This is a genomic window from Ochrobactrum sp. RH2CCR150 (assembly GCA_014138095.1).
GTDB classification, from domain to species: domain Bacteria; phylum Pseudomonadota; class Alphaproteobacteria; order Rhizobiales; family Rhizobiaceae; genus Brucella; species Brucella gambitense.
In genome coordinates, this window is record JACGXE010000002.1 from 424,727 (window position 1) to 450,902 (window position 26,176).

Genomic DNA, 26,176 nt, shown 5'->3' on the forward strand with positions numbered 1-26,176 from the left:
ACCATGAAATCCAAGGCACCTTCCAATGAAGCCGCTTTGAAGGACGATAGCCAAGGCATGTCCTATCTCAATCGCCTGCCGCGGCGGGTGGTGACGATCTACATGCCCATTGCGCTGTTCGTCTTCGTGCTGCTGTTTCCGTTTTACTGGATGGCGATAACCGCCGTAAAACCGAACTCGCAGCTGACGGATTATGATAATTTCAGCCCCTTCTGGGTGGTGGGGCCAACACTCGACCATATCAAATATCTGCTGTTCGAGACCTCTTATCCGGGTTGGCTGTGGAACACGATGCTGGTGGCGACTGCCTCCACATTCCTGTCGTTGGTCGCTTCGGTTCTGGGAGCCTATGCGATTGAACGCATCCGGTTCACCGGCTCACGCTCGGTTGGCCTGTTTATCTTTCTGGCCTATCTGGTGCCGCCGTCGATCCTGTTCATTCCGCTGGCATTCATCGTGTTCAAGCTCGGCATCTATGACTCGCGTCTGGCACTGATCTTCACCTATCCCACCTTCCTCATTCCGTTCTGCACATGGCTGCTGATGGGATATTTCCGCTCCATTCCCTTCGAGCTGGAGGAAAGTGCGCTGGTGGATGGCGCCAATCGTTGGCAGATTCTGCTGAAAATCATTCTGCCGCTGGCCGTGCCGGGGCTGATTTCGGCGGGCATCTTCGCCTTCACTCTCTCCTGGAACGAATTCATCTATGCGCTGACATTCATTCAGTCTTCGGAAAACAAGACTGTTCCAGTGGGCGTGCTGACGGAACTGGTGCGCGGCGATATTTTCGAATGGGGCGCGCTGATGGCAGGGGCTCTGTTTGGCTCTCTGCCGGTGGTGATCCTCTATTCGTTCTTCGTTGACTACTACGTATCGTCGATGACTGGCGCGGTGAAGGAATAGGCGGCATCGCGGCTTCCAGAGCGGCGCTCGCGCCATTTGTCTTTATGCGCATCCGGAAAACCGTTGAACACTATTCTGGATGCGCTCTCAACAATCGTGCCGCAGCTGACTTAGAGCGGTTCCGGTTAAAACGGAATCGTGGAACCGCTCTATCTATTTGTTTTTACACATTATCCTACGCATCGAAGCAGGATCAGAAATCAGTCCAGTGGACTGATGTCCCTGCGTAGGCGCTACGCACTTTTGCTGGAAATGCTCTAATGGTCGGCTGCGGCATAAAGCTTTAGTGGCCTGTTGAAGACAGTACCCGCTTTGCGGGCAAACTCGATATTTTAGCGATTTCTTATTGCAATTAATTTGCAATTGCAGAATATGAGGGCCTAGAGGATTCTTTCCGGTGTGCAGACAATCCAATTTGCAGGCGGGAATATTATGCTTCAGTTGCAAATAAGTCCTAATAGCAAAAGTGAGAAACAGATGTTCAACAAGCTGAGACGATTAATCCTGACCGGCATGGCTGCTGGAGCGCTGGCGGCAGTATTGGCCGTGGCTCCGTCGGCAGCGCAGGAAAAGTTCAAGGCTGTCACAACCTTCACAGTCATTGCCGATATTGCGCGAAATGTTGCAGGCGACGCCGCGATCGTTGAATCGATCACGAAGCCGGATGCGGAAATTCATAATTACCAGCCCACACCGGGTGACATAAAGCGGGCGCAGGGCGCACAGCTCGTTCTGTGGAACGGGCTTAATCTCGAACTCTGGTTTGAAAAGTTTTTTCACAATCTGAAGGACGTGCCGAGTGTGGTGGTATCGGAAGGCGTCGAGCCGATGGGTATTACAGAAGGGCCATATAGCGGTAAGCCGAACCCCCACGCCTGGATGTCGCCGACTGCGGCGCTGATCTATGTCGATAATATCCGCGATGCTTTCGTCAAATACGATCCGGCGAATGCCGACACCTATAAGGCGAATGCCGAAGCCTATAAACAGAAGATCCGGGCCACCATCGAGCCGATCAAGGCGAAGCTTGCCGCCGTTCCCGAAGACAAGCGCTGGCTCGTTTCGAGCGAAGGGGCTTTCTCCTATCTCGCGCGCGATTTCGGTCTGAAGGAATTGTATCTGTGGCCGATCAATGCGGACCAGCAGGGCACGCCGCAGCAGGTGCGTAAGGTGATCGATGCCGTGCGCAAGAATGGCATCACTGTCGTCTTCTCCGAAAGCACGATCTCGTCTGCTCCTGCTGAACAGGTGGCCCGCGAAACCGGCGCTCGCTATGGCGGCGTACTTTACGTGGATTCCCTGACCGATAAGGACGGCCCGGTGCCAACCTATATCGACCTCCTGCGCGTCACTTCCGACACCATCGTCAAGGGGCTGACCCATCAGTCCTGATCCGATCTTCGCCAATGCCAGCGCCCGTCATCGTGGCGGGCGCTTACTCGCCCCTTATGAAAGATTTATCCGATGAATGCTCAACCCGACTGGCAGAGCCATTTCGGTTCCGGTTCTGAAGATGGCGGCATTGCCGTCGATGGCGCCACCGTCACCTATCGCAACGGCCTGACCGCTTTGCGCGACGCGAGTTTTCGCATCCCGACCGGCACGATTGCCGCACTTGTGGGTGTCAACGGGTCGGGCAAGTCGACCTTGTTCAAGGCGATCATGGGCTTTGTGCGCCTTGCGCGTGGCTCAATCCGGGTGCTGGGCATGACGGTTGAGGAAGCCTTGCGCAAGAACCTCGTCGCCTATGTGCCGCAATCGGAGGAGGTGGACTGGAACTTTCCGGTTCTGGTCGAAGACGTGGTGATGATGGGCCGTTATGGGCATATGGGCATGATGCGGATACCGAAAGCCACCGACCATGAAGCCGTGGCCAATGCGCTTGCTCGCGTCAACATGAGCGAGTTTCGCAAACGCCAGATCGGTGAACTGTCGGGCGGACAGAAAAAGCGCGTTTTCCTTGCCCGTGCGCTGGCACAGGACGGTCGCGTCATCCTTCTCGACGAGCCGTTTACGGGCGTCGATGTGAAGACCGAAGAGCAGATCATTACGCTGTTGCGTGAACTGCGCGACGAAGGCCGCGTGATGCTGGTTTCAACGCACAATTTGGGTTCCGTGCCGGAGTTCTGCGACCGCACGATCCTGATCAAAGGTACGGTTCTGGCCTATGGGCTGACCGCCGACACGTTCACCCAGAACAATCTGGAAAGGACCTTTGGTGGTGTTCTGCGCCATTTCGTTTTGAACGGATCGCAAAGCGGGTCTTCCTCATCGATTGGCGTGATTACCGATGATGAGCGCCCGCTTATCCTTCAGGGCGGCAAAGCTGCCATTCGCAACACGGGCGATGGAGAAGGAGGGCAGGAATGATGGAAACGCTCCTGCAGCCATTCACCTATGGCTACATGCTTGATGCCATGTGGGTGTCGGCACTGGTCGGCGGCGTCTGCGCTTTCCTGTCCTGCTATCTGATGCTCAAGGGCTGGTCATTGATCGGCGATGCCTTGTCTCATTCCATCGTTCCTGGTGTTGCCGGGGCCTATATGCTGGGACTGCCGTTTTCCATCGGCGCCTTCTTTTCGGGCGGGCTGGCGGCGGCGGCCATGTTGTTCCTGAACCAGCGCACTAAGCTGAAGGAAGACGCTATTATCGGCCTGATCTTCTCAGGCTTCTTCGGATTGGGCTTGTTCATGGTGTCGATCTCGCCCACCTCGGTGAATATCCAGACCATCGTGCTCGGCAACATCTTGGCGATAACCCCGGGCGACAAGCTTCAGCTCGGTATCATCGGCTTCGTATCGCTCGCCATTCTGCTCGTTAAATGGAAAGACCTGATGGTCACATTCTTCGATGAAAGCCACGCGCGTTCGATTGGTCTCAATCCGACAGCGTTGAAGATTATGTTCTTCACGCTGCTCTCTGCATCAACGGTTGCGGCGCTCCAGACAGTTGGCGCTTTCCTCGTCATTTGCATGGTGGTGACACCGGGTGCAACGGCCTATCTGCTGACGGATCGCTTTCCGCGACTGCTGGTCATCGCCGTGATGATCGGTGCTGCCACCAGTTTTGTCGGTGCCTATGCAAGCTATTTCCTCGATGGTGCAACAGGTGGCATCATTGTCGTGTTGCAGACGGCGATTTTCCTGAGCGCATTTTTCTTCGCGCCGAAGCATGGCATGCTCGCGAGCCGACGCCGCGCTGCTGAGACACAGGCGCTGGAAGCATCGCAATGAGCATCATCGACACGCTTCTTTCGCCATTCGAATTTCCGTTCATGGTCAATGCGCTGGTGATCTCTGTCACAGTGGCAATCCCCATGGCGCTGCTGTCCTGCTTTCTGGTTCTCAAAGGCTGGTCGCTGATGGGCGATGCAATCAGTCACGCGGTGTTTCCCGGCGTGGTGATCGCCTATGTCGTGGGCTTTCCCTATGCCGTGGGAGCCTTCGTCGCGGGCATGTTCTGCGCCATTGCGACCGGCTTTTTGAAGGACAACAGCCGCATCAAGCAGGATACGGTCATGGGCGTGGTGTTTTCCGGCATGTTCGGGCTGGGGCTGGTGCTCTATGTCAAAGTCAGGCCCGATGTCCATCTCGATCATATCCTGTTCGGCGATATGCTCGGTGTTTCGTGGTTCGATATCGGACAGGCGGCGCTTATCGCGGTCCTCACCGTGGCGATCATTGGTATCAAATGGAAAGACTTCCTTTTGCATGCCTTCGATCCCGCACAGGCGAGGGCCGTCGGCCTTCGGGTCAACTTTCTGCATTATGGGTTGCTTAGCCTCATCTCGCTGACGATTGTCGGCGCGTTGCAGGCCGTTGGCATCATCCTCGCCATTGCTATGCTGATCGCGCCGGGTGCCATTGCGTTTCTCCTGACGCGCAAGTTCAGCACCATGCTGTTGCTGTCTGCTGCTATCGCGGCGGTTGGTTCTTTCACAGGCGTCTATCTGTCGTTCTTCATCGACAGCGCACCGGCACCCACGATCGTGCTTTTGCTTTCAATAACCTTCGCTGCGGCCTTCATTTATGCCACGCGCAAGGCAGCCCGGAACGAGGCTTCGGAGATGGGTTGATGACAGGGGCTTCTTCGAATCTCCCGATTTCTGCATAGTGGCGAGATGAAGAAAGAAGCAACGGCATTGACGATCTATCTGAAGCGCGGATTATCCACGGTTGCCATGATGCTCGTGGCGGTGATGTGCAGTCCAGTGCAGGCTCAGGAAACGGACAAACCCGGCATCTGCGAGGCGGATAGTTTCGAGGGTACGAAATATATCATCTGCAAACCTGAAAACGGCGTCGCTGGTCTAAGGCTGTTCTGGAAAGGGGCTGATGGCGAGCCCTATCGGACATTCTCGAGCGTCGCCAAGGCCGTCAGCGATGAAGGCCACACACTGGTTTTCGCGATGAATGCCGGAATGTACGGACCTGATTTTTCGCCCATCGGCCTTTATATCGAGAACGAACAGGAGCTGCGTCCTGCCAACAGACAAAAAGGTGAAAACGCCAGCGGCCCCGTGCCTAATTTCTACAAGAAGCCGAATGGCGTTTTCTTCTGGGACGGCAAGGCGGCGGGTATTCTCCCCACCGATACGTATTTAAAACGCAGGCCGAAGGTCAGCTTCGCAACCCAGTCCGGGCCCATGCTGGTCATCCGCAACAAATTGCACCCGGCCTTTATCGTCGGCTCGACGGATCGCACGCGCCGCAGCGGCGTCGGCGTTTGCGAGAATGGCGCTGTGCGTTTTGCGATCAGCGAAGACCCCGTGAATTTCCATGATTTTGCGCGCATGTTTCGCGATCATCTGAAGTGCCCGAATGCCCTGTTTCTCGATGGCGGAAACGGTACAGGCATCTATAGCCCTGCACTAGGTCGAAACGACATATCCTGGCACGGTGGTTTCGGCCCGATTGTCGGCTTTGTGGAATAGGGTTGGCCGCGCGTTAGCTGTCGCTAGGCGTCTCGATGAGTTCCATGGCGAGCGCCCGTGCCGTGTCGGAAATGTCTGGATTGAAGACCAGCCAATAGCCGTTGTCGCTGGTCAGAGATATGTCGCAGGCATGAACAAGCTGCCCGCGCCGCACTGCGCCGTCGATCAGCCCTGACCAGCCGAGCGCAACACCCTGATCGGCAATCGCAGCTTCGATCACCAGATTATAGGTGTTGAACACGAGACCATAATTGCCGTCGACGATTTCCTCGCCGATGGCATGCAGCCATGATTGCCACGTGAACCAGCGGTCGCCCTGCAACGTGTCGAGATGCAAGAGCGACGCTGCGCCAAGCCCCTTGCCGTTGGGAAAGCCATCGCTTTTTTCGAGAAAAGCGGGCGAGCAGACAGGCACGACCTTTTCGCCGATGAAGGGGACGGAGCCTTTGGGAAAATCATTCCGCCCGCCAAACAGGATTGCGATGTCTGCTTCACGATAGTCGAGGGGCTGGAGCATGGAGGATGCTGTGATGCGCACGTCGACCTCGGGGTGTTTCGGTCTGAACTGCGCCACGCGCGGCATCAACCAGAAAGTGGCAAAGCCGTAATCCGTTGCAATCCGCAAACCGGGTGAGCGCTGCCTGCGCCTGATCTGCTGCACGGCGTCTTCGATTCCGTCCAGACCAGCCCGCACAGCCGCATAGAGAATCCGCCCATCCGGCAGAATTTCAACGCCACGCGCGCGCCTTGCAAACAGCGTGACGCCCAAACGGTCTTCCATGCGTTTTATTTGATAGCTGACAGCAGGTTGCGTCATGCCGAGTTCACGCGCTGCGAGGGTCAGATTTTCCAACCGCCCGACCGCTTCGAAAACGCCAAGGCTGCCAAGATCCCAGGAAGGAGAAACCATAAATAGCCTTTATATCTTCGATAAAAAATGAATGGGTTTTTCCTTAGCGTAAATGGTGTTTTCCTGAAAGTCGAAATGCAAGCCATAATGGCTTTTGATTGTACGAGATGCGGAATGCATCCATCAACGAGGGGTCTCCGATGCGTTATTTGAAAATGACTGCACTGGCGTTTGCGGCGTTCACGGGGCTGGCGGGAACGGCTTATGCTGCCGATCCGGCTGCATGCGAAACCATCCGCCTGTCCGATCCGGGCTGGACCGATATTACCTCGACCAATTCCATCGCAAGCGTGTTGCTGACCGGTCTTGGCTATAAGCCCGACGTGAAGACAATGTCTGTGCCGATTGGCTATGAAGCCCTGAAGACTGGCAATCTTGATGTCTTCCTTGGCAACTGGATGCCCGCACAGCAGAAATTCCGCGATGATCTCGACAAGGCCAAAGCCGCCGAAGTGATCGTCAAAAATCTTGAAGGCGCGAAATTCACGCTCGCAGTGCCGGATTATGTCGCGAGCGAAGGCATCAAGGATTTTGCCGATCTTGCCGCTCATGGCGATAAATTCGGCAAGGAGATTTACGGTATTGAGCCGGGTGCTCCGGCCAACCAGAATATCCAGAAGATCATCGAAGACCCGAAATTCAAGCTCAACGGCTGGAAGATCGTGGAATCCAGCGAGCAGGCCATGCTGGCGCAGGTGGACCGCAAGAACAAGGACAAGGGCTGGGTGGTGTTTCTCGCCTGGGCTCCGCATCCTATGAACACCAAGCTGAAAATTGAATATCTGTCTGGTGGGGATGATTATTTCGGCCCTAACTTTGGCGGTGCTGAAGTCTACACGCTCGCCCGCACTGGCTGGTCGGCGAACTGCCCGAATGCTGCAACCTTCTTCAAGAACCTCACCTTCACCGTGGATATTGAAAACGAGTTGATGGGTAAGATTCTGGACGAGGGCGCGGAAGGTCCGGCGGCTGCGAAGGAATGGCTGAAAGCCCATCCTGAACAGATCGACAAGTGGCTCACGGGTGTGACCACGCTGAAAGGCGAACCCGGCGCTGCCGCCGTCAAGGCAAGTCTCGGTCTCTGATCGTCAGACGTCAAGATTGCAAGGCGGGCATTTCGATGCCCGCCGTTTCGCGTTTCACTTATGCCAAATGGTTCCGCACAGATGAAAAAGCCGAATATCCTCATTCTCATGGTCGACCAGTTGAACGGGACGTTTTTCCCGGACGGTCCAGCCGACTTTCTGCATGTTCCGCATTTGCGCAAGCTTGCAGAGCGGTCCACACGTTTTTCCAATTGCTACACGGCGAGCCCGCTTTGCGCCCCGGCGCGCGCATCGCTGATGTCGGGTCAGCTGCCGTTTCGCACCGGCGTTTATGATAATGCAGCCGAATTTTCGTCCGAAATCCCTACCTATGCGCACCACTTGCGCAATGCCGGTTATCAGACAGCGCTTTCCGGCAAGATGCATTTTGTCGGCCCCGATCAGCTGCACGGCTTCGAGCAGCGTCTGACGACGGATATCTATCCTGCCGATTTCGGCTGGACGCCGGATTATCGCAAGCCGGGGGAGCGCATCGACTGGTGGTATCACAATCTGGGTTCCATCACCGGAGCCGGTTCTGCGGAAATCACCAACCAGCTCGAATATGATGACGAAGTCGCCTATCAGGCCGAGGCAAAACTCTACGATCTGGCGCGAGGCCATGACGAGCGTCCGTGGTGCCTGACCGTCAGCTTTACCCATCCGCATGATCCTTACGTGGCGCGCAAGCGTTTCTTTGATCTTTATGCGGATATTCCGGAACTCGACCCGAAGATCGGACCGCTGCCGGAAAGCGAAATCGACCCGCATAGCGAGCGGCTGCTTCGCGCTTCCAAGGCTGAGGATTACGAACTGACCCGCGCGCAGATCAGAACGGCGCGGCAGGCCTACTTCGCCAATATCTCCTATGTTGATGAGAAAATTGGCGGCCTGCTGGATGTGATCGAGCGTTGCAACATGGCAGACGATACGATTGTCATCTTCACCTCCGACCACGGCGATATGCTCGGTGAACGCGGCATGTGGTTCAAGATGAGCTTCTTCGAAGGTTCCGCACGCGTGCCGCTGATGATCGCTGCGCCACAAATGCCGGTGGGGTTGATTAATGCGCCAGCGTCAACGCTGGACGTGTTGCCGACACTGGCCGATCTGGCCGGCATCGAACTCAACGGCATCATGCCGTGGACGGATGGCGTTTCGCTGCTGGAGGTCGCGGCCGGCACGAAGGAACGCGGTGCGGTGCCTTGCGAATATGCGGCTGAAGGTACGGTCGCGCCGATGGTGTCACTGCGTGACGGACCATGGAAGCTCAATCTCTGTCATGTTGACCCGCCGCAATTGTTCAATATCGCGGATGATCCGGATGAGTTGCACAATTTGGCGGAAAGGCCAGAGCATCGCGCGATACTTGAGCAATTGATGGAAAAGGCGCTCGGCCGCTGGAACCTCGAACTCTACGATGCGCATGTTCGCGCCAGTCAGGCCCGCCGCCATGTGGTCTATCCGGCCCTGCGCAACGGGGCTTACTACCCGTGGGATTACCAGCCGCTGCAAAAGGCGTCGGAACGCTATATGCGAAACCACATGGACCTGAATGTGCTGGAGGACAACCAGCGTTTTCCGCGCGGATAAGACACGCGCTATGAAAGTGCCAGCAGCGTGTCAGCGGCGTCGCCATCGATGATGAGGCCGTTGACAATGCCGCTTTTCAGAAGCGCCTTCGCTGCCGCCGCTTTCTCTTGCCCAGCGATGAGCAGCACGACCTGAACCTTTTTCAGCTCGGCAAAGCTGAGAGCGATGGTGCGCTGGTTCATCTCGTGCTCGACCTGCTGCCCGTCCTTGTCAAAGAAAATGCCGTTGGTGTCGCCGATTGCACCGGCGGCACGCAGGCTTTCCAATTCGGATTTGCTGAGCATGTTCTGGCGGCGCAACAGGGAATCCTCTGTCAACTCGCCAGCACTGATGAAGCAAACCGACGCCGTACGGGCAATCTCCAGCGCACGTGCCACAGAACGCTGCGAAATGAGCACTTTTCGGTCTTCTGCGGAATCAGCGATGAAAGGAACCGGCAGGAAAAAGCCTTGCCCACCCGTCCGCCGCGCCAGCATGTGCACAACTTCAAACGGATTATAGGCGGAGTTCGCGGTCAGCGATCCCATGACGGAAATGAAGCGCGCCTGTGGTGCGCGTACACCCGCAAGTTGCAATGTCATCTGTTCGATGGTTCGGCCCCAGCCAGTGCCGATGGTCGCTTCCTCATTGTCGGCCAGAAAGCTTTTCAGATAGGTGGCGGCAGCAACACCCACGGCCCGGAATGAAACCTGTTTGCGGATTTCGGATGCCGTATCTTCATCGGCATGAAAGCCAAATGGCGGCGTTGAAATACAAAAATCCAACCCATGGCGGCGCATCAGCTCGTTTTCAACGGGCAATGTGCCTGCGTTTTGATGGTCGATGGAGATGCTGACAAGGCCGCTCTCGCGGGCTTCGCCCAGTATTTTGTTCACGCGCGCCCGGGTCAGGCCCAGTCGGGATGCAGTCGCCTCCTGGTTGAATCCACCAACGTAATAGAGCCACGCCACGCGCACCATGAGGCTGTCTTCGGATTCACTCATCTGTCCCTCGCTCTATTCCATTACGTCAAATTACAAATGTATTTCTGTTTGACATTTGTAATTTGACGACGCTTAATACCAATCGTTCCGGCGGACAAGAGCGCGAAAGAGCGGGCAGGTCAATCGGAATGGAACCTGAAGCAAAGGCAGCCGAATGGCGTTTCTGGAGGAGCAGAGACGGACATTCGCCAGTGCATTGGGTGTGGAGGAGTGCGGAACGGCGATGACGCCCTCCGTAACAGGCACTGACCAGCTCGAACTGAACTGCATGTGTGCCGGGAAACAGCAATTCAAAGCCAGTTGTGGAGCCAACCACATGGCTTGTGGGAGGAAAAAATGGGTTCGGGACTTTTCAGGAAAACCATGGCTGTCGCAGCTTTGGCCATGCTTATGGGTACGGCAAGCGCGTCGGCCACCAATGTGGCCTGGGTGCATTCCAATGCTGCGGCGCAGTCCGAGCAGCGCGCAAAAGCGGGCTTTGATGCCTGGCTCAAGGAAACCAACAAGGATTGGAGCATCAGCGTTTTGGACAGCGGCGGCTCGGGCGAACGCACCGCGTCGAACATTCAGGATGCTGCTTCGCGCGGTGTGGACGCGATCATCGTCAGCATGTCTGATCTGCGTGCCTCGCGTGCAGCCATTGATTCCGCTATTGCGGCCAAGATCCCGGTTTTCGCCATTGATAGCGGTCAGGTTGACGGCGTTGTGGTCGATGTCACCACCAATAACTGGGCCATGTCGGCCGATGTATCGCCCTATCTGCTCAATGAAATGGGCGGCAAGGGCAATCTGATCTTCCTGCGCATGGCAGAGCACCACGGCACCCGCAAGCGCGGCGATGTGATGGAAACCGTGCTGAAGGAATATCCGGAAGTTAAGGTCATTGCCGAGCACAATATCGATTACACGGCTTTCTTCGAAGACACGACCAAGACCATGCAGGACTATGCATCGCGCTTTGGCGAAGACATCAATGCCGTCTGGGCGCCGTGGGATGAGCCTGCACAGGCCGCCATCAACGCGCTGAATGCTGCCGGATTGAAGAATGTCAAAGTCATCGGCATCGATGGCCATCCGCAGGCGATCGAAGAAGTCTGCAAGCCTGACAGCCTGATGATCGCAACGGTTTCGCAGCCATTCGAAAAGATGGGCGCACAGACCGGCGAATGGATAGAGAGCATCGTGGTCAAGAAGGAAGACGCTGCAAAGGTCATTCCGTCGAAGACTGTTTATCTCGATGCGCCGCTCGTCACCAAGCAGAACTGCAAGGACTTCCTCCCGAAGAAGTAGGCAAGCCCCCAAAGTTGCCTGCATCTGGCCGGAGCGTGAACGTTCCGCGTTCCGGCCCCTTTAGAGTAGATTGAATTCATGGGAGTTCTCCGATGGCGGTAAGCCTGTCGCAGATCGTTATGTCCTATCCCGGAACGCTGGCGCTGGATCAGGTGAGCGCCGAGTTTCGGTTTGATGAGGTGCATGGACTGATCGGAGAAAACGGCGCCGGAAAGACCACTCTGGTCAGTATTCTTGGCGGCAGCAAAAGCCCGACTTCGGGCACGATCACCATTGATGGTACTGAGGTGAAGCTTGCAAGTGCCGGTGATGCGCTGCGCAAGGGTATCGCGCATGTGTCGCAGGAGGGTAGTCTCGTTCCCGGACTGACTGGCGCGCAGAATATTCTGCTGGGCGACGAGCCTCGCATGGGCCTTGGTGTTATTGACAAGCGCAAGCTGCTGTCGCGCGCCAATGACTTGCTCAAGCGCTGGTTTCCGCAAGTGTCCATCGACCTCGACCAGCAGGTCGATATGCTGCCTATGGCAGATCAGAAGATCATCGAAATTGTCCGCGCACTGCGTGGCAATGTTCGTCTGCTCATCCTCGATGAACCCACGGCGACATTGCCTGCACGCGAAAAAGAGAGCCTTTGGGAGATCATCAAGACCTTACCGCAGCAAGGCGTCGGGATCGTTTTGATCAGCCATTTTCTTTCTGAAATCAAGGCATTGAGCGATAGAATTACGGTTCTGCGCGATGGGCGTCACATTGCTACGCTTCAGGCTACGGAAGCGAGCGAAGCCGGGTTGATCGACATGATGTTGCAACGCACGGGCGGCACGACGACGATTGCGCAGGAAGCCGGCGAAAATCGCAGTTTTGGTCCTGTGGTGCTGGAAGTCAGCGATTGGCGCGCAGGAGGTCTGCAAGTTGACCGCTTCTCCATCCATGCGGGTGAGATCGTCGGTCTGATTGGCTTGACTGGCGCTGGCCATTTTGGGTTTGCACGTTCGCTTTATGCGGCGAGCGGCGTCACCAGCGGCACCTGCCGTTTTCAGGGTGAAACGATTACCCGGATCGATGCACGCACCATGCAGAGAAAGGGTGTTGCGCTGGTTCCTGATCACCGCATGGAATATTCGCTGATCGGCGATTGGGATGTGCGTGAAAACCTTGCCATGGTGCATCCGTCATTCGCAGCCTTGGGCGGCACAGGCGTGCTGTCGATGCGTCGGGAAGCGCAGGAAGCCGACCGCACCATGCAGCTTTTGAATGTGAAAGCGCATTCCCGCAATCAGTTCGTGAAGGATCTGAGCGGCGGCAACAAGCAGAAGGTTTCCATCGGCAAGTGGCTCTATGGTGCAGACGACCACTACCGGCTGATGATTTTCATCGAGCCGACGGAGGGTGTCGATATCGGCGCGAAGCGTGAAATTCACGCACAGATGCGCAGGCTCGCCGACAAGGGTGTGGCCATTCTTGTCACTTCGTCCGACCTTCTGGAAATTGCTGACGTGGCAGACCGCGTCATCCCCTTTGTGAATGGCTCTCCGGGCGCGGAAATTCCGCGTGAAGCCTTTTCCGAAGCGAAGTTCATTGCCGCAATGGCAGGAGTCATCCAATGAATACACAGAACCCCGCCGTTGCCCCGCAATCGTCGCGTCATGCACAGAGCTTCGGTAAGAAGCTCAAAGGCGAATGGCTGCTGAAATATTCCACGCTCTTCGTATTGCTCCTGTTGTTCGTGGGCTTTTCGCTGACGGTGGACCGCTTTCTGACGGCCAATAATCTGCTCAACATCCTCCAGCAGATTGCCATGCTCACCATCGTCGGCGCGGGCCTGACCTTCGGTTTTGCAGCGCGCGAAATGGACCTTTCGGTCGGCTATATGGTCGGCATGGCGGGTATTTTGGTGCCGCTGCTGCTGGTTGCGGGCACGCCACTGCCATTGGCATTGCTGGCGGGATTGGGGGCAGGGTTTATCGTAGGGGCCGTCAATGCGGCGCTCGTCACCCTTGTCGGTGTGCCCTCATTAATTGCGACGCTTGCTATCGGCTCCATTCTTTATGGCATCAACTTTCTGATGACCGGCGGACGGGCGATCTATGGTGGCCTTCCGGCCAGCTATCTCTGGCTGGGACAGGGACAGCTTTTCGGTATTCCCGTGCTTGCCTATGCAATGGTCATCGTCGTGTTTGTTGCCTGGTTCATCATGGAGCGAACCGTCTTCGGTCGCTACATCTACGCTGTCGGGGGCAATCTCAAGGCCGCGGAACTTTCGGGCGTCAATGGTCGCTTCTATCGTGCGGCTGCGCTGATCGTGTGTTCTATCTTTGCAGCGGTCGCGGGCGCGCTTCTGGCGGCGCGTCTCGGCTCCGGCCAACCCAATGCCGGTGAGCGCTATCTCCTCGACGGGTTGGCCACGGTTTTCATCGGCATGACCATGTTTCGACCCGGCACGGCAACGGTCGCCGGAACTTTCTTCGGGGCGCTGTTTATCGGCGTCATCAATAACGGCCTCAATCTGATTGGCATGGACACTTACATCCAGAGCATCGTGAAAGGCCTCATCATTCTCGTCGCGGTCGCGGTTGTTTCGCGCACCACCAAACTAAAGCTCCTGTGAGGGCACTGAACCGGACATCATGAAAAATTTGCAACAGACAGGTCTGTCGGAGGCGCACGTGCAAAATCCGAGTAATTCCAATCTTCTCGAACTCTATAGAACGATGCGTCGCATCCGCACTTTCGAAGAACGCGTCGGCGAACTCTTCGTGCGCGGCCAGACGGCAGGTTCGATGCTTCACCTTTCCATTGGTGAAGAAGGCGCTGCCGCCGGTGTATGTGCCGCCATGCAGCCGCAGGACACCTTCACAACCCACCATCGGGGTCACGGTATCTTTCTGGCGCGTGGCGCTGATCCCAGGCAGATGATGGCTGAAATCGGTGGCAAGGAAACCGGCTATTGTCACGGCAAGGGCGGTTCCATGCACATTGCCGACATGGCACTCGGTCATCTGGGTGCCAATGCCATCGTCGGGGGCGGTATTCCTGCCGTCGTTGGTGCGGGACTGTCGAGCAAGTATCTGAAGAAGAATTCCGTTTCGCTCGCTTTCTTTGGCGACGGCGCAATGCAACAGGGCATTCTCTATGAGAGCATGAACATGGCGGCCCTGTGGGGTCTGCCGGTGGTGTTCGTCTGCATCAACAACCAGTACGGCATGGGAACGCGTGTCGATCAGGCAACCGCCAACACAGCCTTCGACCAGCGTGCGCACGCGTTCGGCCTCAATGGGGCTGTTGTCGATGGCATCGATGTCGAGGAAGTCAAGAACGCTGCTCAAGGGTTGATCGACGATGCGCGGCTCGGCAAGCCGGGCTTCCTGTCGGTCACCTGTTACCGGTTCTTCGGTCATGCGCGCATGGACAAGAGCCCGTATCGCGCAGAGGCGGAGGAACTTGAAGGACGCAAGAAGGATCCGGTGAAGTTCACTCGTGATCGACTTGTCTCGTCCGGTCTGGCGCAGGAAGCCGCACTCGACGCCATGGATGGCGACATTACGGCTGAGATGGACGCCACCATCGACTTCACCATCGAGTCCAAGGCACCGCCTCTCACCTCCATGTTCAAGGATGTTTACGCCGTGGGCGAACCAGAGCCCGAACCCGTTCGCACCCGTATCGACCGCGTACTTTCCAAGGATGAAGCATAATGGTTGCCATGACTTACCGCGACGCGCTGCGCAAAGCGCTGGATGACGCCATGGCGGAAGACAGCACCATCGTCGTGATCGGCGAAGAGGTGGGGCGCTATGGCGGCGCTTATGGTGTCACGAAGGATCTCATCGACAAATACGGTCCTGAACGCCTGATCGACACGCCGATATCCGAGCCGGCCATTGTCGGTGCTGCGGTTGGCGCTGCCATGACCGGGCTGCGTCCGGTTGCCGAGCTGATGTATATTGATTTTCTGGGCATGACGATGGACCAGCTTGCCAATCAGGCAGCCAAGATCCGCTATATGTTTGGCGGCCAGATCGGCGTGCCGATGGTGCTGCGTACCCAGGGCGGCACCGGACGTTCGGCCGGCGCTCAGCATTCGCAGAGCCTTGAAGCGTGGATCATGCATACGCCGGGCCTGCGCCTCGCCATGCCGGCCACGGTTCAGGACGCTTACCATCTGCTGCGCCAGAGCCTGACGAAGCCCGACCCTGTGGTCTTCATCGAACACAAGGCGCTCTACACGCGCAAGGAAGAGGTCGATCTCGACGCCGAGCCGCTGGCATGGGGCAAGGCCGCTGTACGCCGTACCGGCAAGGACCTCGTCATCGTCACCTATTCGCGCCAGCTGCATTACGCGCTCGATGCTGCCGAGAAGCTGTCCGCCAAGGGCATTGAAGCGACGGTCATCGATCTGCGCACGCTCAATCCGCTGGATTTCGACACCGTGCGCGAACATGTCGAGCGCGTCGGCAAGGCGATGGTTGTCTCGGAAGGCGTGATGACTGCCGGTGTTGCGGCAGAGCTTGCCGCTCGCATTACCGAGGAATGCTTCGACTACCTCGAACAGCCGGTGGTGCGTGTTGCCGGTGAGGACATTCCGATTTCAGTTTCGCAGGAGCTTGAAACCGGTAGCGTCCCGACGACCGATTTCATCCGCTCCGTTGCCGAGAGAATGTTGTCATGAGTGAACGGATTTTGAAAATGCCGCGCCTTGGCGAGACGATGGAGGAGGGCAAGATTGTCGGCTTCCTCGTCAAGCCGGGCGACAGTTTCAAGCGGGGGGATTCGATCATTGAAATCGAAACCGACAAGACCGTAGCCGAGTTTCCGGCCTTGGGTGACGGCACGCTCAATGAGTGGATCGGCGCTATTGGCGACCATGTGGTTGTCGGCGCGCCTCTGGCCCGCATCGACATTGGCACTGGACCCGATTGGACCAGCGACGGCGAAGATGAAACGCCGGAAGCACCAGCGGCGACCGCTCAAGACGTTGAACCCGTTCAGGAGGCAGTGGAAGCTTCCAGCGCCAAACCTGCGGCTTCGGCCAGCGGCGGTGATCGTGTTCGCGCAACGCCGCTTGCTCGCAAGGTTGCCCGCCAGAATGGCACCGACATCAATTCGCTTTCGGGCAGCGGGCGTCGGGGTCGGATCGAGAAGGAAGACGTGCTTGCGGCTTCCAGCGGTTCGAAATCCAATAGTGCTGTGCATTTTGTCGATCTTGCAAATGGCCGTGTCGCCTATCTGGATCAGGGGCCGAAGAACGGTCGTACAATCCTCTTGTTGCACGGTTTCTCTGGCGACCGGACGACCTGGAGTGGCATTGCAGCGGGACTTCGGCGTGCAAACTGCCGCGTTATCGTGCCTGATCTGCCTGCTCACGGGCTGACCACAATCGATGCTGCGGACGCGGCTGAACTCAGCGCCTTCTTGCCCGCGTTCCTTGACGCCCTGGGAATTGCCGACGTTGATGTCGTTGCGCATTCTCTTGGTGCCGTCGCGGCGACGCAATTTGCTGATGTTCATCCAGACCTTGTTTCGAGCCTGACGCTTATCGCGCCTGCGGGACTTGGCTCTGAAGTCGATGCCGGCTTTATCTCCGGTATGGCCAATGCAGCGACGGCAGGCGAAGTCAGCCATCTGTTACGCCGCATCGCGGCCAAGCCGGTCGAGCTTTCGCCGGAACTGGCGGCGGAATTTGCGAAAACCATGGCCAAGGGACGTCTCAAGGCGCTTTCCGCAGCGATTGTCGGTCCTTCGGGGCAAACTTCCGACATCGTTCCGGCGTTGGAAAAGCTGTCCCGTGTAAAGCCGGTTCGCGTTCTCGTCGGTCTGCTGGATCGCATCATTCCCTGGCAACAGGCGACTGCATTACCATCGTCCATTGCTGTGCATTTCCTCGGGCAGTCCGGCCATATGCCGCAATGGGACCAGTCCAAAGAAGTGCTTGATCTGATTATAAATTCCACGGGAGGCTCCCATGACTGACGATGTCAGGCTTCGTCTGAAAGAAGCGCAAGCACGGCTCGGTGCATTTGCAAAATCTGCACCCGAACTGATGGGTGGCTTTGCCAAGGTCAGCAAGACAGCAACGGCGGCGGGTGCGTTTTCTTCGGCACAGCGCGAACTGATTGCGGTCGGCATTGCTGTGGTGAAGGGGTGCGAAGACTGCATCCTTTACCACGTGGACACGGCGATCCGGCATGGTGCAACCGAAAAGGAACTGATCGAGGCGCTTGAAGTCGCCGTGGAAATGGGTGGCGGTCCGGCAGTCATGTATGCGGGCAAGGCGCTGGAAGCATTTCGCGGCCTGAGTTGAAAATTGCGCGATGAGGCATGCGATGACTGGAGGAGTTTTCGCAGCCGCCTCGGGAGGAATTGAATGGCTTATTTTCTCACCGCCGACGGAGGAACGGAAAGTATCCGGGCGCGGGTTTACGACTTGTCGGGCACTTGCCTTGCAAGTGCGGCAGTTTCCTATGAGACGAAGTTTTCCAGCGGCGCGCGCGCGGAGCAAAATCCGGAAGACTGGTGGTCATGCTTCGTCCAGGCCGCACGTAAGGCGATAGCGGAATCGGCTATCGACCCATCGGCAATTGAAGCGATCACGTTGGCGACGACCAGTTGCACTGTCGTGGCTCTGGACGCTGACGGCAAGCCGCTGCGTCCGTCGATCATCTGGATGGATGTTCGTGCAAGCGCCGAGGCGGATGCCGTGCTTGCCACTGGCGATCAGGCCTTGCAGGCCAATGGCGGCGGGCGAGGGCCCGTTTCAGCGGAATGGATGATCCCGAAGGCGCTGTGGATCGCACGCAATGAGCCGGAAATCTTCGAGAAGGCAGATACAATCTGCGAATATCAGGATTTCATGACTCTGCGCCTGACCGGTGAAAAGGCTGCGAGCCTCAACAACGTCTCGCTTCGCTGGCACTATTCGACGGACCGCGGCGGCTTTCCGGTCACACTTCTGGAGAAACTTGGCCTCGGCGCTCTGTTGCAAAAATGGCCGTCCCGCGTGGCCGCCCCCGGGGAGGTTATCGGTGGGCTTTGCGCATCGGCTGCTTTCGCACTTGGCCTTTCGCAGAGCGTAAAAGTTGTGCAGGGCGGAGCCGATGCGCTCATCGGCATAATCGGCCTTGGCGTTGCCAAGCCGGGTCAGCTTGCACTGATAACCGGTTCATCTCACTTGCAATTTGGTGTTGCAGACAAGCCTCTGCATGCGCCGGGCATTTGGGGCAGCTATCCCAACATGGTCTATCCGGACCGCTATATTATCGAAGGCGGTCAGACTTCCACCGGTTCGATCATCGCATGGCTTGGGCGCATAATGAACGGCACTATGGATATGGAAGCGTTGAATGCCAAGGCGGCGGCGCTGGAGCCGGGCGCCGAGGGACTTCTGGTGCAGGATCATTTTCAGGGCAACCGCACGCCCTATACCGATGCCTTGTCTCGCGGCGCAATTGTCGGTCTGACGTTGGCACACGAACCACATCATATCTTCCGCGCGATCATGGAAGGCATCAGTTTCGGTACGCGCGCCATTCTCGATGCCATGGCTGATGCTGGATATCGCGGACAGGAAATCACCGTTGGGGGCGGGGCCAGTGCATCGCCGCTCTGGCTGCAAATCCACGCCGATACGGCTGGACTGCCGGTCTGCGTGCCGCAATCGCGCGATGCGCCTTCTGTCGGTGCTGCGGTTCTCGCTGCGCATGGGGCTGGCCATTTCGCAAGCATTGATGACGGCATTGCCGCGATGGTGAGGCCGGGCAAGCGCATCGAACCACGCCCGCGCGAGACCGCACTCTACAATGAAATCTATCAGCAATACCGTGCGCTCTATCCGGCGCTGAAGGCGGTTCAGGCTGCCTGAGGCATTGTTGCGGGAGGACGAAATGCTCAAGGATTTTCAACTGACCGGTAAGCGAGCTGTCATAACCGGCGGCGCAAAGGGTATCGGGCGAGCCATTGCCGAGCTTTTCGTTGAAGCCGGCGCGACGGTCATCATCACGGATCGCGATGAAGCGGCGGGCAAGCAGACTGTTGCGGAGCTCAATGCGCTCCGACCTTCATCTGCAAGCCTCTACAATCTGGATGTAACGGATCGTGACGCAGCGGAGCGAACAGCCGAAGCGATTGCTACCGAGGTCGGTGTTCCCGACATTCTGGTCAACAATGCGGGCATTGTTCGTAACGGCCCGGCCAGTGAAACGTCTGAAGCAGACTGGCGCGCCGTGATCGACGTCAATCTTAACGGCGTCTTCTATTGTGCGCAGGCCTTTGGCAAACGCATGGCTGATGTGGGGCGCGGTGCCATCGTCAATATCTCTTCCATGTGCGGCGAAATTGTCGTCTATCCGCAGCCGCAGGTTGCCTATAACGCAGCCAAGGCTGGGGTAAACCTCATCACCAAGTCTTTGGCTGTGGAATGGGCTAAGCAAGGCGTGAGGGTCAACGCAGTTGCGCCGGGTTACACCGCAACGGAACTTACACTTGCTGGCCGCAGCAACGAAGAATGGTTTTCAACCTGGATGCGCATGACGCCACAGGGGCGGTTGGGAGAACCGCGAGAGATCGCAAATGCCGTTCTTTTTCTGGCGTCCGATGCCGCAAGTTTCGTGACGGGAACAGTACTTGCTGTAGACGGCGGTTACACCGCGCTTTGATTTTGGGAGAATGAGATGACTGAACAGGCGAAAATTGCTCTGGTCACCGGCGCAAGTCGCGGTATTGGCCGAGCCATTGCTATTGGTATGGCCAAGCGCGGCTTCGATGTCGCGATCAACGATATCGAACGTCAAAAAGATGCGTTGCAGGAAGTGGCGCAGGAAATCGAGGCCACCGGTCGCCGCGCATTAATCGTCTATGCCGATGTGAGCAACAAGGCTGACGTCGAGGCGATGGTCAAGAAGACTGCTGATGCATTTGGTCGTATCGATGCGATCGTCAACAATGCCGGTATTCTGATCGCGGGCGATGTTGAGCACCTCAAGGAAGAGCACTGGGATAGTGTTCTTGATGTCAATGCGAAGGGAACGTTTCTCGTCGTTCAGGCTGTGCTGCCTTACATGAAGCAGCAGAAATACGGCCGCATCGTCAATATCGCTTCCATTGGTGGCAAGCACGGCGCACCGGAACAGGCCCATTATTCCGCATCGAAGGCTGCCGTCATGGGCTTCACCCGCGTTCTGGCGCAGGAGGTAGGCATCTACGGGATTACAGCCAATTGCATCTGCCCGGGGATTATCCTGACCGATATGGGACGGGTCAATCTGGATGACGTAGCCGTGCGCCAGTCCTGGCAGGAAAAGACCGCCATGCGCCGCATCGGCGACCCGGAAGATGTTGTGGGACCGGTGGCATTTCTGGCTTCAGATGACGCTGGCTTTGTTACGGGGCAAAGTCTCAACGTCGATGGCGGAATTGTGCTGAGCTAAAAGTATAATAGCAATGATTTGGAGCGTCTTCGATCAAGCACTACCTGATCGAAGACGCTCGCTCCCAATTATCAGCGGTACAGATGGTGCTTAAAGCAGCCCATTGCGCAGTTTGAAGCCCCGGAGACCGCCAACATTGACGCTCCGACCGCGATTGAGCAATTCGCGCATAATGGGTTCGCGCTGCTGCTCAGGCATATAGTCCAGAATGCGTGCACAGTCGTGCTCGTACAGGAGGCCGCGAAGAAGCAGATCGCGCTTGATCAGCGGGCTGCCCATGATTCTGTGAAACAATCCAAAGCCGTAGTGAACCTGACTGCCGTTCATGACAATCCCGATCATATGGTTGACCAGGACTTCTTGTCTCACTTGTTCGCCGACAAGCCGTGCCCGGTCATCCGCAGGTGGCTTTTGGTTTACCCCTTGCATGGCCTTTGAATATTGGCTGATGGTTGGCGTCAGGCCAGCAGAGCTGATGTTCACTGGAGCTGCATTCCGCTTGGAGCGTTTGGACAGCATTTTTCCGGTATAAATCGCGCCCGCAAGAAGCGGTTGGAGTTCATAGCTGCGGAAAGCGCCATGCGGCAGATAGCGAAGGCTCGACACAATGTCCGGCATTGCCATTTTGTCGAGTCTGAGGGCCAGCTTATCGGTTGAGTAAAGCACATCCATGCTGTAGCCACAGCGCGCGAAACACTCTGATAAAGCAACTTCGCCCTTCCTGATGGCATGAGGCCTGATATCGTAAGGACGATATTGCGACCAGAAACGCTGCACGGAGGCGTCGCTAAACACTTTACCAGACACGCTAAAGGCATAGCTGCCAACATGATGGACGAATTCGTGATTCTCGTTGGTGCCGACGACGTCATACTTGCTGTCGACAAGCGAAGCGATCATGTCTCGAAGACCATCTCCGGGGACATACATGACGCTGTCATTAAAATAGAGCAGCCGCTGAGGCTTTAGACCTTCAGCATTCAATAACAGTGTAGCTGCGCGGTATGCGCCAAAATCACGGCCGATATTCTGCCGAACAAGAATGCGCTGAGCGCCGGACTTGATTGCATCATGCTCCGGCTGCGTCATTTTGCCATTACAGATGACAATGGTATTGATATTGTGATTGCGCAGTTCATTCAATAGATGCAGAAAATCGGGTGTAACACCAAACTTGTTATACTTTACAACGACTGCATATAAATCCCCATTCGGCTGGCGAATTACTTCGTCAGCTAGGAAAGTCGGTTTTTTCTGCGCGAAAATATGTGGCAACTGAACAAGTTTGGCACTGCGTATATACGCGCGCGCAGCCAACCAGTTCATTGCTTTCCCAATGCCCATTCTTGCCCCCTCGGCCCAATTTCTTTGTGAATAACACTTGGCCTCGCTAAAAGAAATGGTCCTAATGAGATATTCAAAAAGAACTATTTAAAGGGGCGGATAATCAATGGACTTTCGTGGCTTGATAAGAAATGAAGTGGGAAAAAATGCGCGCGGCATAGAAATAGGTGCGTCTTATGCTCCGATTTTACCAAAAAGAGACGGGTTCAAGACGCTTGTTATCGATCATACCGATACGCAATCCCTGCGTCTCAAGTATAACAATATCGGCGTCGATACTTCCAGGTTGGAGGCCGTCGATGCGATTGACGATGGCGGCGAGTTCAGCGAACTTGATCTAGCCGGGGAAGGGTTCGATTTTATCGTTGCAAGCCACGTTTTCGAACACCTGACCGATCCGATCCATTTTCTTCAGCGTTGTGAAAGGGCGCTCAAGCCGGGCGGTAAAGTTTATCTTCTCCTGCCCGACCGGCGCTATACTTTTGATTATCTGCGCCCGAGCACCACTGCGGGGCATATGCTTGCGGCATATCTTGCGGAACAGAAACGACACGGAACGGCAGCTCTTTTTGATCACCACGCGTCACACGCAACGCGTGGAGGTATACAGGTCTGGATGGAAGGGCATAAGGGTGACTTCGCTTTTGCAGGCGTGCCATCATCGGGCTATGCAAGCGCGACAAGCAAAAACGACGAGTATGTTGATTGTCATGCTTGGGTCTTCACGCCTTCGAGTTTCCGCCTTGCAATGCAGGATTTATACAGTGCAGGCGTTCTGGGGCTTAAAGAAGAGCTGTTTTACCCGAGCTTTGGGTGCGAGTTCTTTGTGGTGATGAGCCGCAATACGCCTGTGACGGCACAGCCCGACAGACTGACCCTTGCACTGAATGCGATTACCGAAGCGGGGCCTGAGACGCCCGGATCGGTGCCAGCGACTGGTCCGCAAGTACCCATTACCCCGGGCTATGAGAGCGCAGCGCCTTCGGCGCAAAATGCCATCAATATATTCAAAGATGGATGGGTATCAGCATTTCCTTCAGAAGCAGGATTACAGGCGGGTAGCAGTTCTTTGTTCGCAGATGCCAGAATCCTCTGGCTCACAGAGCAGTTGAAAGGTTGGTTTGAAGGGCAAGATGTCCTTGAACTGGGTCCTCTGGAAGGCGCTCATACTGCGACGTTGCTCTCAGAAAGGGCTGCATCCGTGACAGCCATAGAGGCAAAACGAGATGCCTATCTTCGCTGCCTGGTAACAAAAGAGGTCCTGCAGCTGAAAGGCGCATCCTTCCTGCTGGGCAATTTCCTGCCCTATCTGGAAGAGGTGGACAGACAATGGCCGCTGATTGTGGCCAGCGGCGTGCTTTATCACATGTCAGATCCTGTCCGCGCGCTTGAACTTCTCTCCAGACGCACGGACCGGCTGTACCTGTGGACCCATGTTGTCGACCCGGCTGCGCTGCGTCCCGGCGATCCGCGGCTCGCAGCCTTTGGCGAAACCGAAATACGCGATTGGAACGGGCGTCCAATCAAGCTCCATAAGCGGCCTTATCTGGAACACAAGGAAAAGACCTTTTGCGGCGGCATGGAGCCCGAACCCCGTTGGATTGACCGTGAAGATTTGCTGTGGCTTCTGAAGCAACTCGGCTTCGATGAGATCACCATCGGCCATGACACACCCAATGCCGAGCATGGCCCATCCTTGTCGATTCTGGCCATGCGTTCGAGATCAGGTGTACAAAACCACTCTTAAAATATGAAACCGATCACATCGGATAAAGGTCATCGCCGAGAGCGGAAAGCGAAACGGGCCAATCCAGGTTCGTTTCGCCTGTCTTTTTGAAAAGAACCGCCGACATCAAAGCGCCGGTATAATATTCACCGAAGCTTGTCGCCAGATTGTGAACTTTGGCCACGATATAGGCTTCACAACCGTCCACGGCTTTGATGATTTCAAAACCTGTTGCCCGGTTGAGCAGCGCTTTCCACGAATGACGGGAGAAACGGAAGTAATCGCAGGGCTCTTCGTGCAGCGGCCATGTCTGCGGCGCGAGTATAATGCCAATTGCATCCTGCTTCATTACCCGGTTCATCTCAATGGCCGCTTTCCATGGCATCAGCAGATGTTCAAACACCGCGAATGACATGACAGCGTCGAACTGATTTCTGGGCAGAAAGCTGCTTGCTTCGTGGGCATCGCCAACGACGTCGACATTCTCCCCTTCCAGAATGTCAAAGCCGGTATACTGCCAGCTGGTGGGCAGGCGATCACGCCACATGGCGCCGGTTCGGTTGCGGGAACCAATTTCGAGCATATGCCCGTTTGAACGGTGGTGAATCTCATCGAAAAAGCGGTTGGTCAGCGCCAATACTGGATCATTCGGATCTGCTGCGGAAAGCGGCTGTTCCATTCGGGCGCCGCCTGCGAGGCAGACTTCTATCGAAGCATTCAGCATTTGCGCAGTTTCGAGGCCGGTAAAAACGCGCTCATCGAAACGACAGGCGGCTGCGGCGCGTCCGTATATGCGACTGAGGTCCGGGCTTGGTAGACTATGTTGCGAGATTGGTAATTCACGTCCATCGGGTAGTTTGAGATTCAAACTGAGAACTTTATTGTTTTCGGCAATGACAAAGCCGGAAAGGTGTATTGCACCCTGAAAGCAGGAATTTCGTTCCACGATACAATGGGGTGCGCCGCCAAGGTTTTTCGGCCGCAAGTGAATTGCCGGATCAAGTGTCATGATGAATGTGTCTGCTTGTACTGTTTGCTGATTGATGCGGTAGCTGGTGTTCGCCTAGCGGGATTCATATCCAGCGCTCGTGATAGGAAAGTTCACCAGTACCAGAGCTAAAACTAAATCCGCAGTCAGCAGATAATCCAAATCGCGCATTTCCTCGCCCCCAACGATTCCATGCGTTAGATTGCTGTTCTGTCTTGGGTTTTGTCAATTGCTTAAAGCCAATATGAAGCGCAGACAATCGCTGTCTTTGGCGCGGCAGTTGCTGACTGCCGCGCGCCAGAATGTCATTGTTAAAGCGAGGTTACAGATCGACCGGGCGACCTGAGACCTCTTCTTCAAGCGTGATGGCCACATCTGCATTGGCTGAAAGCCGGACCTTGTCACTTTCGATGTCGGCGACGAATCCAAGTTCGATGTAGTGATGATGGTCGCTATGTTGGCCGGAATTGTCGGTCTTCTTGAGCTTGATCCGGTCGCCCTCCAGCCGGTCCACCGTGCCGACATGCACGCCGTCTGCGCCGATCACTTCCATATTCTCGTGAATTCTATGCTGCATAGGGATTTCCTCCGCTTGAGCTTCAGATGAATTCAACATCTGCAAATGGGATTGCCGTCTCTAACCTAGTGCGCGGTTGCTTCTTGGCCATGGCAATGAGTGAGGGAAATCCCGTTATGCAAAAAAAATCAGCCCGACGCGGGCTGGGTAATTCGTGGGATGTTGATCCAGTTATTCGAACACGCGCGCGAGTTCAGAGGCGCGCTGTGCCGTTAATTCCGGATCGAAGTTGCTGTCTTCGAAGGTACGTATAACCACCCGTGCAAGCTGGTCTCTGTCATCATGAGTTGATGGAGACCGGCCCAAAAGCTCGCAACTACGATTGTAAGCTTGTTGCAATAACGACAATTCTGTCTGGCTGAAGATGCCACGATAAGCTTCGCTTCGAAATGGCATTGGCTTTCTCCTCTGTTGATATCAGA

25 protein-coding genes are annotated in these 26,176 nt (G+C 56.2%); 19 read left to right on the plus strand and 6 right to left on the minus strand.

What is annotated here, in order from left to right; all coding sequences use genetic code 11:
* Positions 1–3: 3 nt before the first annotated feature.
* The 6 genes from FHW03_RS05625 to FHW03_RS05650 all read left to right on the plus strand — a co-directional run bounded on the left by FHW03_RS05625 (position 4) and on the right by FHW03_RS05650 (position 5,836).
* Positions 4–903: a carbohydrate ABC transporter permease gene (locus FHW03_RS05625; RefSeq protein WP_182519726.1), complete on the plus strand. Its 900-nt coding sequence runs from the start codon at positions 4–6 to the stop codon at positions 901–903.
* A gap of 477 nt (positions 904–1,380) precedes the next feature.
* Positions 1,381–2,295 carry a metal ABC transporter substrate-binding protein gene (locus FHW03_RS05630; protein WP_182519727.1) on the plus strand — a complete coding sequence of 305 codons (915 nt, stop codon included), beginning with the start codon at positions 1,381–1,383 and terminating at the stop codon, positions 2,293–2,295.
* Between the two features lie 72 nt (positions 2,296–2,367).
* Complete coding sequence (locus FHW03_RS05635; RefSeq protein WP_182519728.1) at positions 2,368–3,273, plus strand: manganese/iron ABC transporter ATP-binding protein; 906 nt, start codon at positions 2,368–2,370, stop codon at positions 3,271–3,273.
* Complete coding sequence (locus tag FHW03_RS05640; RefSeq protein WP_377514211.1) at positions 3,270–4,136, plus strand: metal ABC transporter permease; 867 nt, start codon at positions 3,270–3,272, stop codon at positions 4,134–4,136. Before FHW03_RS05635 ends, FHW03_RS05640 begins: the two co-directional genes overlap by 4 nt.
* Positions 4,133–4,978 (plus strand): metal ABC transporter permease, encoded by an 846-nt coding sequence (locus FHW03_RS05645; RefSeq protein ID WP_182519729.1) that lies wholly within the window; start codon positions 4,133–4,135, stop codon positions 4,976–4,978. The genes FHW03_RS05640 and FHW03_RS05645 overlap by 4 nt, the downstream gene beginning before the upstream one ends.
* Before the next feature lie 45 nt (positions 4,979–5,023).
* A complete protein-coding gene (locus FHW03_RS05650) occupies positions 5,024–5,836 on the plus strand; it encodes a phosphodiester glycosidase family protein (RefSeq protein WP_182519730.1) in 813 nt (270 codons plus the stop codon).
* 13 nt (positions 5,837–5,849) lie between these two features.
* Here the strand turns inward: FHW03_RS05650 and FHW03_RS05655 are convergent, their stop codons facing one another.
* Positions 5,850–6,746 (minus strand): LysR substrate-binding domain-containing protein, encoded by an 897-nt coding sequence (locus tag FHW03_RS05655; protein ID WP_182519731.1) that lies wholly within the window; start codon positions 6,744–6,746, stop codon positions 5,850–5,852.
* 155 nt (positions 6,747–6,901) lie between these two features.
* On the opposite strand from FHW03_RS05655, the gene choX reads away from it, so the two are divergent.
* Together choX and betC are read left to right on the plus strand one after the other, a co-directional pair.
* Positions 6,902–7,831, plus strand: a complete 930-nt coding sequence (gene choX, locus FHW03_RS05660) for a choline ABC transporter substrate-binding protein (protein WP_377514359.1) — start codon at positions 6,902–6,904, stop codon at positions 7,829–7,831.
* 81 nt (positions 7,832–7,912) lie between these two features.
* Positions 7,913–9,424: a choline-sulfatase gene (gene betC / locus FHW03_RS05665; RefSeq protein WP_182519733.1), complete on the plus strand. Its 1,512-nt coding sequence runs from the start codon at positions 7,913–7,915 to the stop codon at positions 9,422–9,424.
* An 8-nt stretch (positions 9,425–9,432) separates the two neighbouring features.
* Here the strand turns inward: betC and FHW03_RS05670 are convergent, their stop codons facing one another.
* A complete protein-coding gene (locus FHW03_RS05670; RefSeq protein ID WP_078339116.1) occupies positions 9,433–10,407 on the minus strand; it encodes a sugar-binding transcriptional regulator in 975 nt (324 codons plus the stop codon).
* A gap of 336 nt (positions 10,408–10,743) precedes the next feature.
* Here FHW03_RS05670 and FHW03_RS05675 point away from each other — a divergent pair, with 336 nt between their 5' ends.
* From FHW03_RS05675 to FHW03_RS05720, 10 genes are all read left to right on the plus strand, one after another.
* Positions 10,744–11,697, plus strand: a complete 954-nt coding sequence (locus tag FHW03_RS05675; protein WP_182519734.1) for a substrate-binding domain-containing protein — start codon at positions 10,744–10,746, stop codon at positions 11,695–11,697.
* Between the two features lie 92 nt (positions 11,698–11,789).
* Positions 11,790–13,304 carry a sugar ABC transporter ATP-binding protein gene (locus FHW03_RS05680; protein WP_182519735.1) on the plus strand — a complete coding sequence of 505 codons (1,515 nt, stop codon included), beginning with the start codon at positions 11,790–11,792 and terminating at the stop codon, positions 13,302–13,304.
* Complete coding sequence (locus tag FHW03_RS05685) at positions 13,301–14,305, plus strand: ABC transporter permease (protein ID WP_182519736.1); 1,005 nt, start codon at positions 13,301–13,303, stop codon at positions 14,303–14,305. Before FHW03_RS05680 ends, FHW03_RS05685 begins: the two co-directional genes overlap by 4 nt.
* A 58-nt stretch (positions 14,306–14,363) precedes the next feature.
* On the plus strand, positions 14,364–15,392 hold the full coding sequence (locus tag FHW03_RS05690; protein ID WP_377514215.1) for a thiamine pyrophosphate-dependent dehydrogenase E1 component subunit alpha: 1,029 nt from the start codon (positions 14,364–14,366) through the stop codon (positions 15,390–15,392).
* Positions 15,392–16,366 (plus strand): alpha-ketoacid dehydrogenase subunit beta, encoded by a 975-nt coding sequence (locus tag FHW03_RS05695; protein ID WP_182519738.1) that lies wholly within the window; start codon positions 15,392–15,394, stop codon positions 16,364–16,366. Before FHW03_RS05690 ends, FHW03_RS05695 begins: the two co-directional genes overlap by 1 nt.
* Positions 16,363–17,667: an acetoin dehydrogenase dihydrolipoyllysine-residue acetyltransferase subunit gene (locus FHW03_RS05700; protein ID WP_182519739.1), complete on the plus strand. Its 1,305-nt coding sequence runs from the start codon at positions 16,363–16,365 to the stop codon at positions 17,665–17,667. The genes FHW03_RS05695 and FHW03_RS05700 overlap by 4 nt, the downstream gene beginning before the upstream one ends.
* Entirely contained in the window at positions 17,660–17,998 is a 339-nt protein-coding gene (locus FHW03_RS05705) for a carboxymuconolactone decarboxylase family protein (protein ID WP_182519740.1), read from the plus strand. Before FHW03_RS05700 ends, FHW03_RS05705 begins: the two co-directional genes overlap by 8 nt.
* 63 nt (positions 17,999–18,061) lie before the next feature.
* Positions 18,062–19,555 (plus strand): FGGY-family carbohydrate kinase, encoded by a 1,494-nt coding sequence (locus tag FHW03_RS05710; RefSeq protein WP_182519741.1) that lies wholly within the window; start codon positions 18,062–18,064, stop codon positions 19,553–19,555.
* A gap of 22 nt (positions 19,556–19,577) precedes the next feature.
* Positions 19,578–20,348 carry an SDR family oxidoreductase gene (locus FHW03_RS05715; RefSeq protein ID WP_182519742.1) on the plus strand — a complete coding sequence of 257 codons (771 nt, stop codon included), beginning with the start codon at positions 19,578–19,580 and terminating at the stop codon, positions 20,346–20,348.
* A gap of 15 nt (positions 20,349–20,363) precedes the next feature.
* Complete coding sequence (locus tag FHW03_RS05720) at positions 20,364–21,119, plus strand: SDR family NAD(P)-dependent oxidoreductase (protein WP_182519743.1); 756 nt, start codon at positions 20,364–20,366, stop codon at positions 21,117–21,119.
* A gap of 90 nt (positions 21,120–21,209) precedes the next feature.
* Here the strand turns inward: FHW03_RS05720 and FHW03_RS05725 are convergent, their stop codons facing one another.
* Complete coding sequence (locus tag FHW03_RS05725) at positions 21,210–22,463, minus strand: rhamnan synthesis F family protein (RefSeq protein WP_182519744.1); 1,254 nt, start codon at positions 22,461–22,463, stop codon at positions 21,210–21,212.
* A 106-nt stretch (positions 22,464–22,569) separates the two neighbouring features.
* Here FHW03_RS05725 and FHW03_RS05730 point away from each other — a divergent pair, with 106 nt between their 5' ends.
* Positions 22,570–24,210, plus strand: a complete 1,641-nt coding sequence (locus tag FHW03_RS05730) for a methyltransferase domain-containing protein (protein ID WP_182519745.1) — start codon at positions 22,570–22,572, stop codon at positions 24,208–24,210.
* A 13-nt stretch (positions 24,211–24,223) separates the two neighbouring features.
* On the opposite strand, the gene FHW03_RS05735 is transcribed toward FHW03_RS05730, so the two are convergent.
* The 3 genes from FHW03_RS05735 to FHW03_RS05745 all read right to left on the minus strand — a co-directional run bounded on the left by FHW03_RS05735 (position 24,224) and on the right by FHW03_RS05745 (position 26,150).
* Positions 24,224–25,198: a methyltransferase domain-containing protein gene (locus FHW03_RS05735; protein WP_182519746.1), complete on the minus strand. Its 975-nt coding sequence runs from the start codon at positions 25,196–25,198 to the stop codon at positions 24,224–24,226.
* A 301-nt stretch (positions 25,199–25,499) separates the two neighbouring features.
* Positions 25,500–25,754 (minus strand): DUF2171 domain-containing protein, encoded by a 255-nt coding sequence (locus FHW03_RS05740; protein ID WP_182519747.1) that lies wholly within the window; start codon positions 25,752–25,754, stop codon positions 25,500–25,502.
* Between the two features lie 171 nt (positions 25,755–25,925).
* Positions 25,926–26,150, minus strand: coding sequence for a hypothetical protein (locus tag FHW03_RS05745; protein ID WP_182519748.1), 225 nt, complete (start codon positions 26,148–26,150; stop codon positions 25,926–25,928).
* Positions 26,151–26,176 lie beyond the last annotated feature (26 nt).

Excerpts from the sequence above, each read along its gene's own strand:
- FHW03_RS05650 (WP_182519730.1), top strand. The coding sequence starts at position 5,024 with ATGAAGAAAGAAGCAACGGCATTGACGATCTATCTGAAGCGCGGATTA.
- FHW03_RS05630 (WP_182519727.1), top strand. The coding sequence starts at position 1,381 with ATGTTCAACAAGCTGAGACGATTAATCCTGACCGGCATGGCTGCTGGA.
- FHW03_RS05720 (WP_182519743.1), top strand. The coding sequence starts at position 20,364 with ATGACTGAACAGGCGAAAATTGCTCTGGTCACCGGCGCAAGTCGCGGT.
- FHW03_RS05725 (WP_182519744.1), bottom strand. The coding sequence starts at position 22,463 with ATGGGCATTGGGAAAGCAATGAACTGGTTGGCTGCGCGCGCGTATATA.
- FHW03_RS05730 (WP_182519745.1), top strand. The coding sequence starts at position 22,570 with ATGGACTTTCGTGGCTTGATAAGAAATGAAGTGGGAAAAAATGCGCGC.
- FHW03_RS05700 (WP_182519739.1), top strand. The coding sequence starts at position 16,363 with ATGAGTGAACGGATTTTGAAAATGCCGCGCCTTGGCGAGACGATGGAG.
- choX (WP_377514359.1), top strand. The coding sequence starts at position 6,902 with ATGACTGCACTGGCGTTTGCGGCGTTCACGGGGCTGGCGGGAACGGCT.
- FHW03_RS05740 (WP_182519747.1), bottom strand. The coding sequence starts at position 25,754 with ATGCAGCATAGAATTCACGAGAATATGGAAGTGATCGGCGCAGACGGC.
- FHW03_RS05670 (WP_078339116.1), bottom strand. The coding sequence starts at position 10,407 with ATGAGTGAATCCGAAGACAGCCTCATGGTGCGCGTGGCGTGGCTCTAT.
- FHW03_RS05640 (WP_377514211.1), top strand. The coding sequence starts at position 3,270 with ATGATGGAAACGCTCCTGCAGCCATTCACCTATGGCTACATGCTTGAT.
- FHW03_RS05745 (WP_182519748.1), bottom strand. The coding sequence starts at position 26,150 with ATGCCATTTCGAAGCGAAGCTTATCGTGGCATCTTCAGCCAGACAGAA.
- FHW03_RS05680 (WP_182519735.1), top strand. The coding sequence starts at position 11,790 with ATGGCGGTAAGCCTGTCGCAGATCGTTATGTCCTATCCCGGAACGCTG.
- FHW03_RS05715 (WP_182519742.1), top strand. The coding sequence starts at position 19,578 with ATGCTCAAGGATTTTCAACTGACCGGTAAGCGAGCTGTCATAACCGGC.
- FHW03_RS05710 (WP_182519741.1), top strand. The coding sequence starts at position 18,062 with ATGGCTTATTTTCTCACCGCCGACGGAGGAACGGAAAGTATCCGGGCG.
- FHW03_RS05695 (WP_182519738.1), top strand. The coding sequence starts at position 15,392 with ATGGTTGCCATGACTTACCGCGACGCGCTGCGCAAAGCGCTGGATGAC.
- FHW03_RS05685 (WP_182519736.1), top strand. The coding sequence starts at position 13,301 with ATGAATACACAGAACCCCGCCGTTGCCCCGCAATCGTCGCGTCATGCA.
- FHW03_RS05705 (WP_182519740.1), top strand. The coding sequence starts at position 17,660 with ATGACTGACGATGTCAGGCTTCGTCTGAAAGAAGCGCAAGCACGGCTC.
- FHW03_RS05675 (WP_182519734.1), top strand. The coding sequence starts at position 10,744 with ATGGGTTCGGGACTTTTCAGGAAAACCATGGCTGTCGCAGCTTTGGCC.
- FHW03_RS05625 (WP_182519726.1), top strand. The coding sequence starts at position 4 with ATGAAATCCAAGGCACCTTCCAATGAAGCCGCTTTGAAGGACGATAGC.
- FHW03_RS05635 (WP_182519728.1), top strand. The coding sequence starts at position 2,368 with ATGAATGCTCAACCCGACTGGCAGAGCCATTTCGGTTCCGGTTCTGAA.
- FHW03_RS05735 (WP_182519746.1), bottom strand. The coding sequence starts at position 25,198 with ATGACACTTGATCCGGCAATTCACTTGCGGCCGAAAAACCTTGGCGGC.
- betC (WP_182519733.1), top strand. The coding sequence starts at position 7,913 with ATGAAAAAGCCGAATATCCTCATTCTCATGGTCGACCAGTTGAACGGG.
- FHW03_RS05655 (WP_182519731.1), bottom strand. The coding sequence starts at position 6,746 with ATGGTTTCTCCTTCCTGGGATCTTGGCAGCCTTGGCGTTTTCGAAGCG.
- FHW03_RS05645 (WP_182519729.1), top strand. The coding sequence starts at position 4,133 with ATGAGCATCATCGACACGCTTCTTTCGCCATTCGAATTTCCGTTCATG.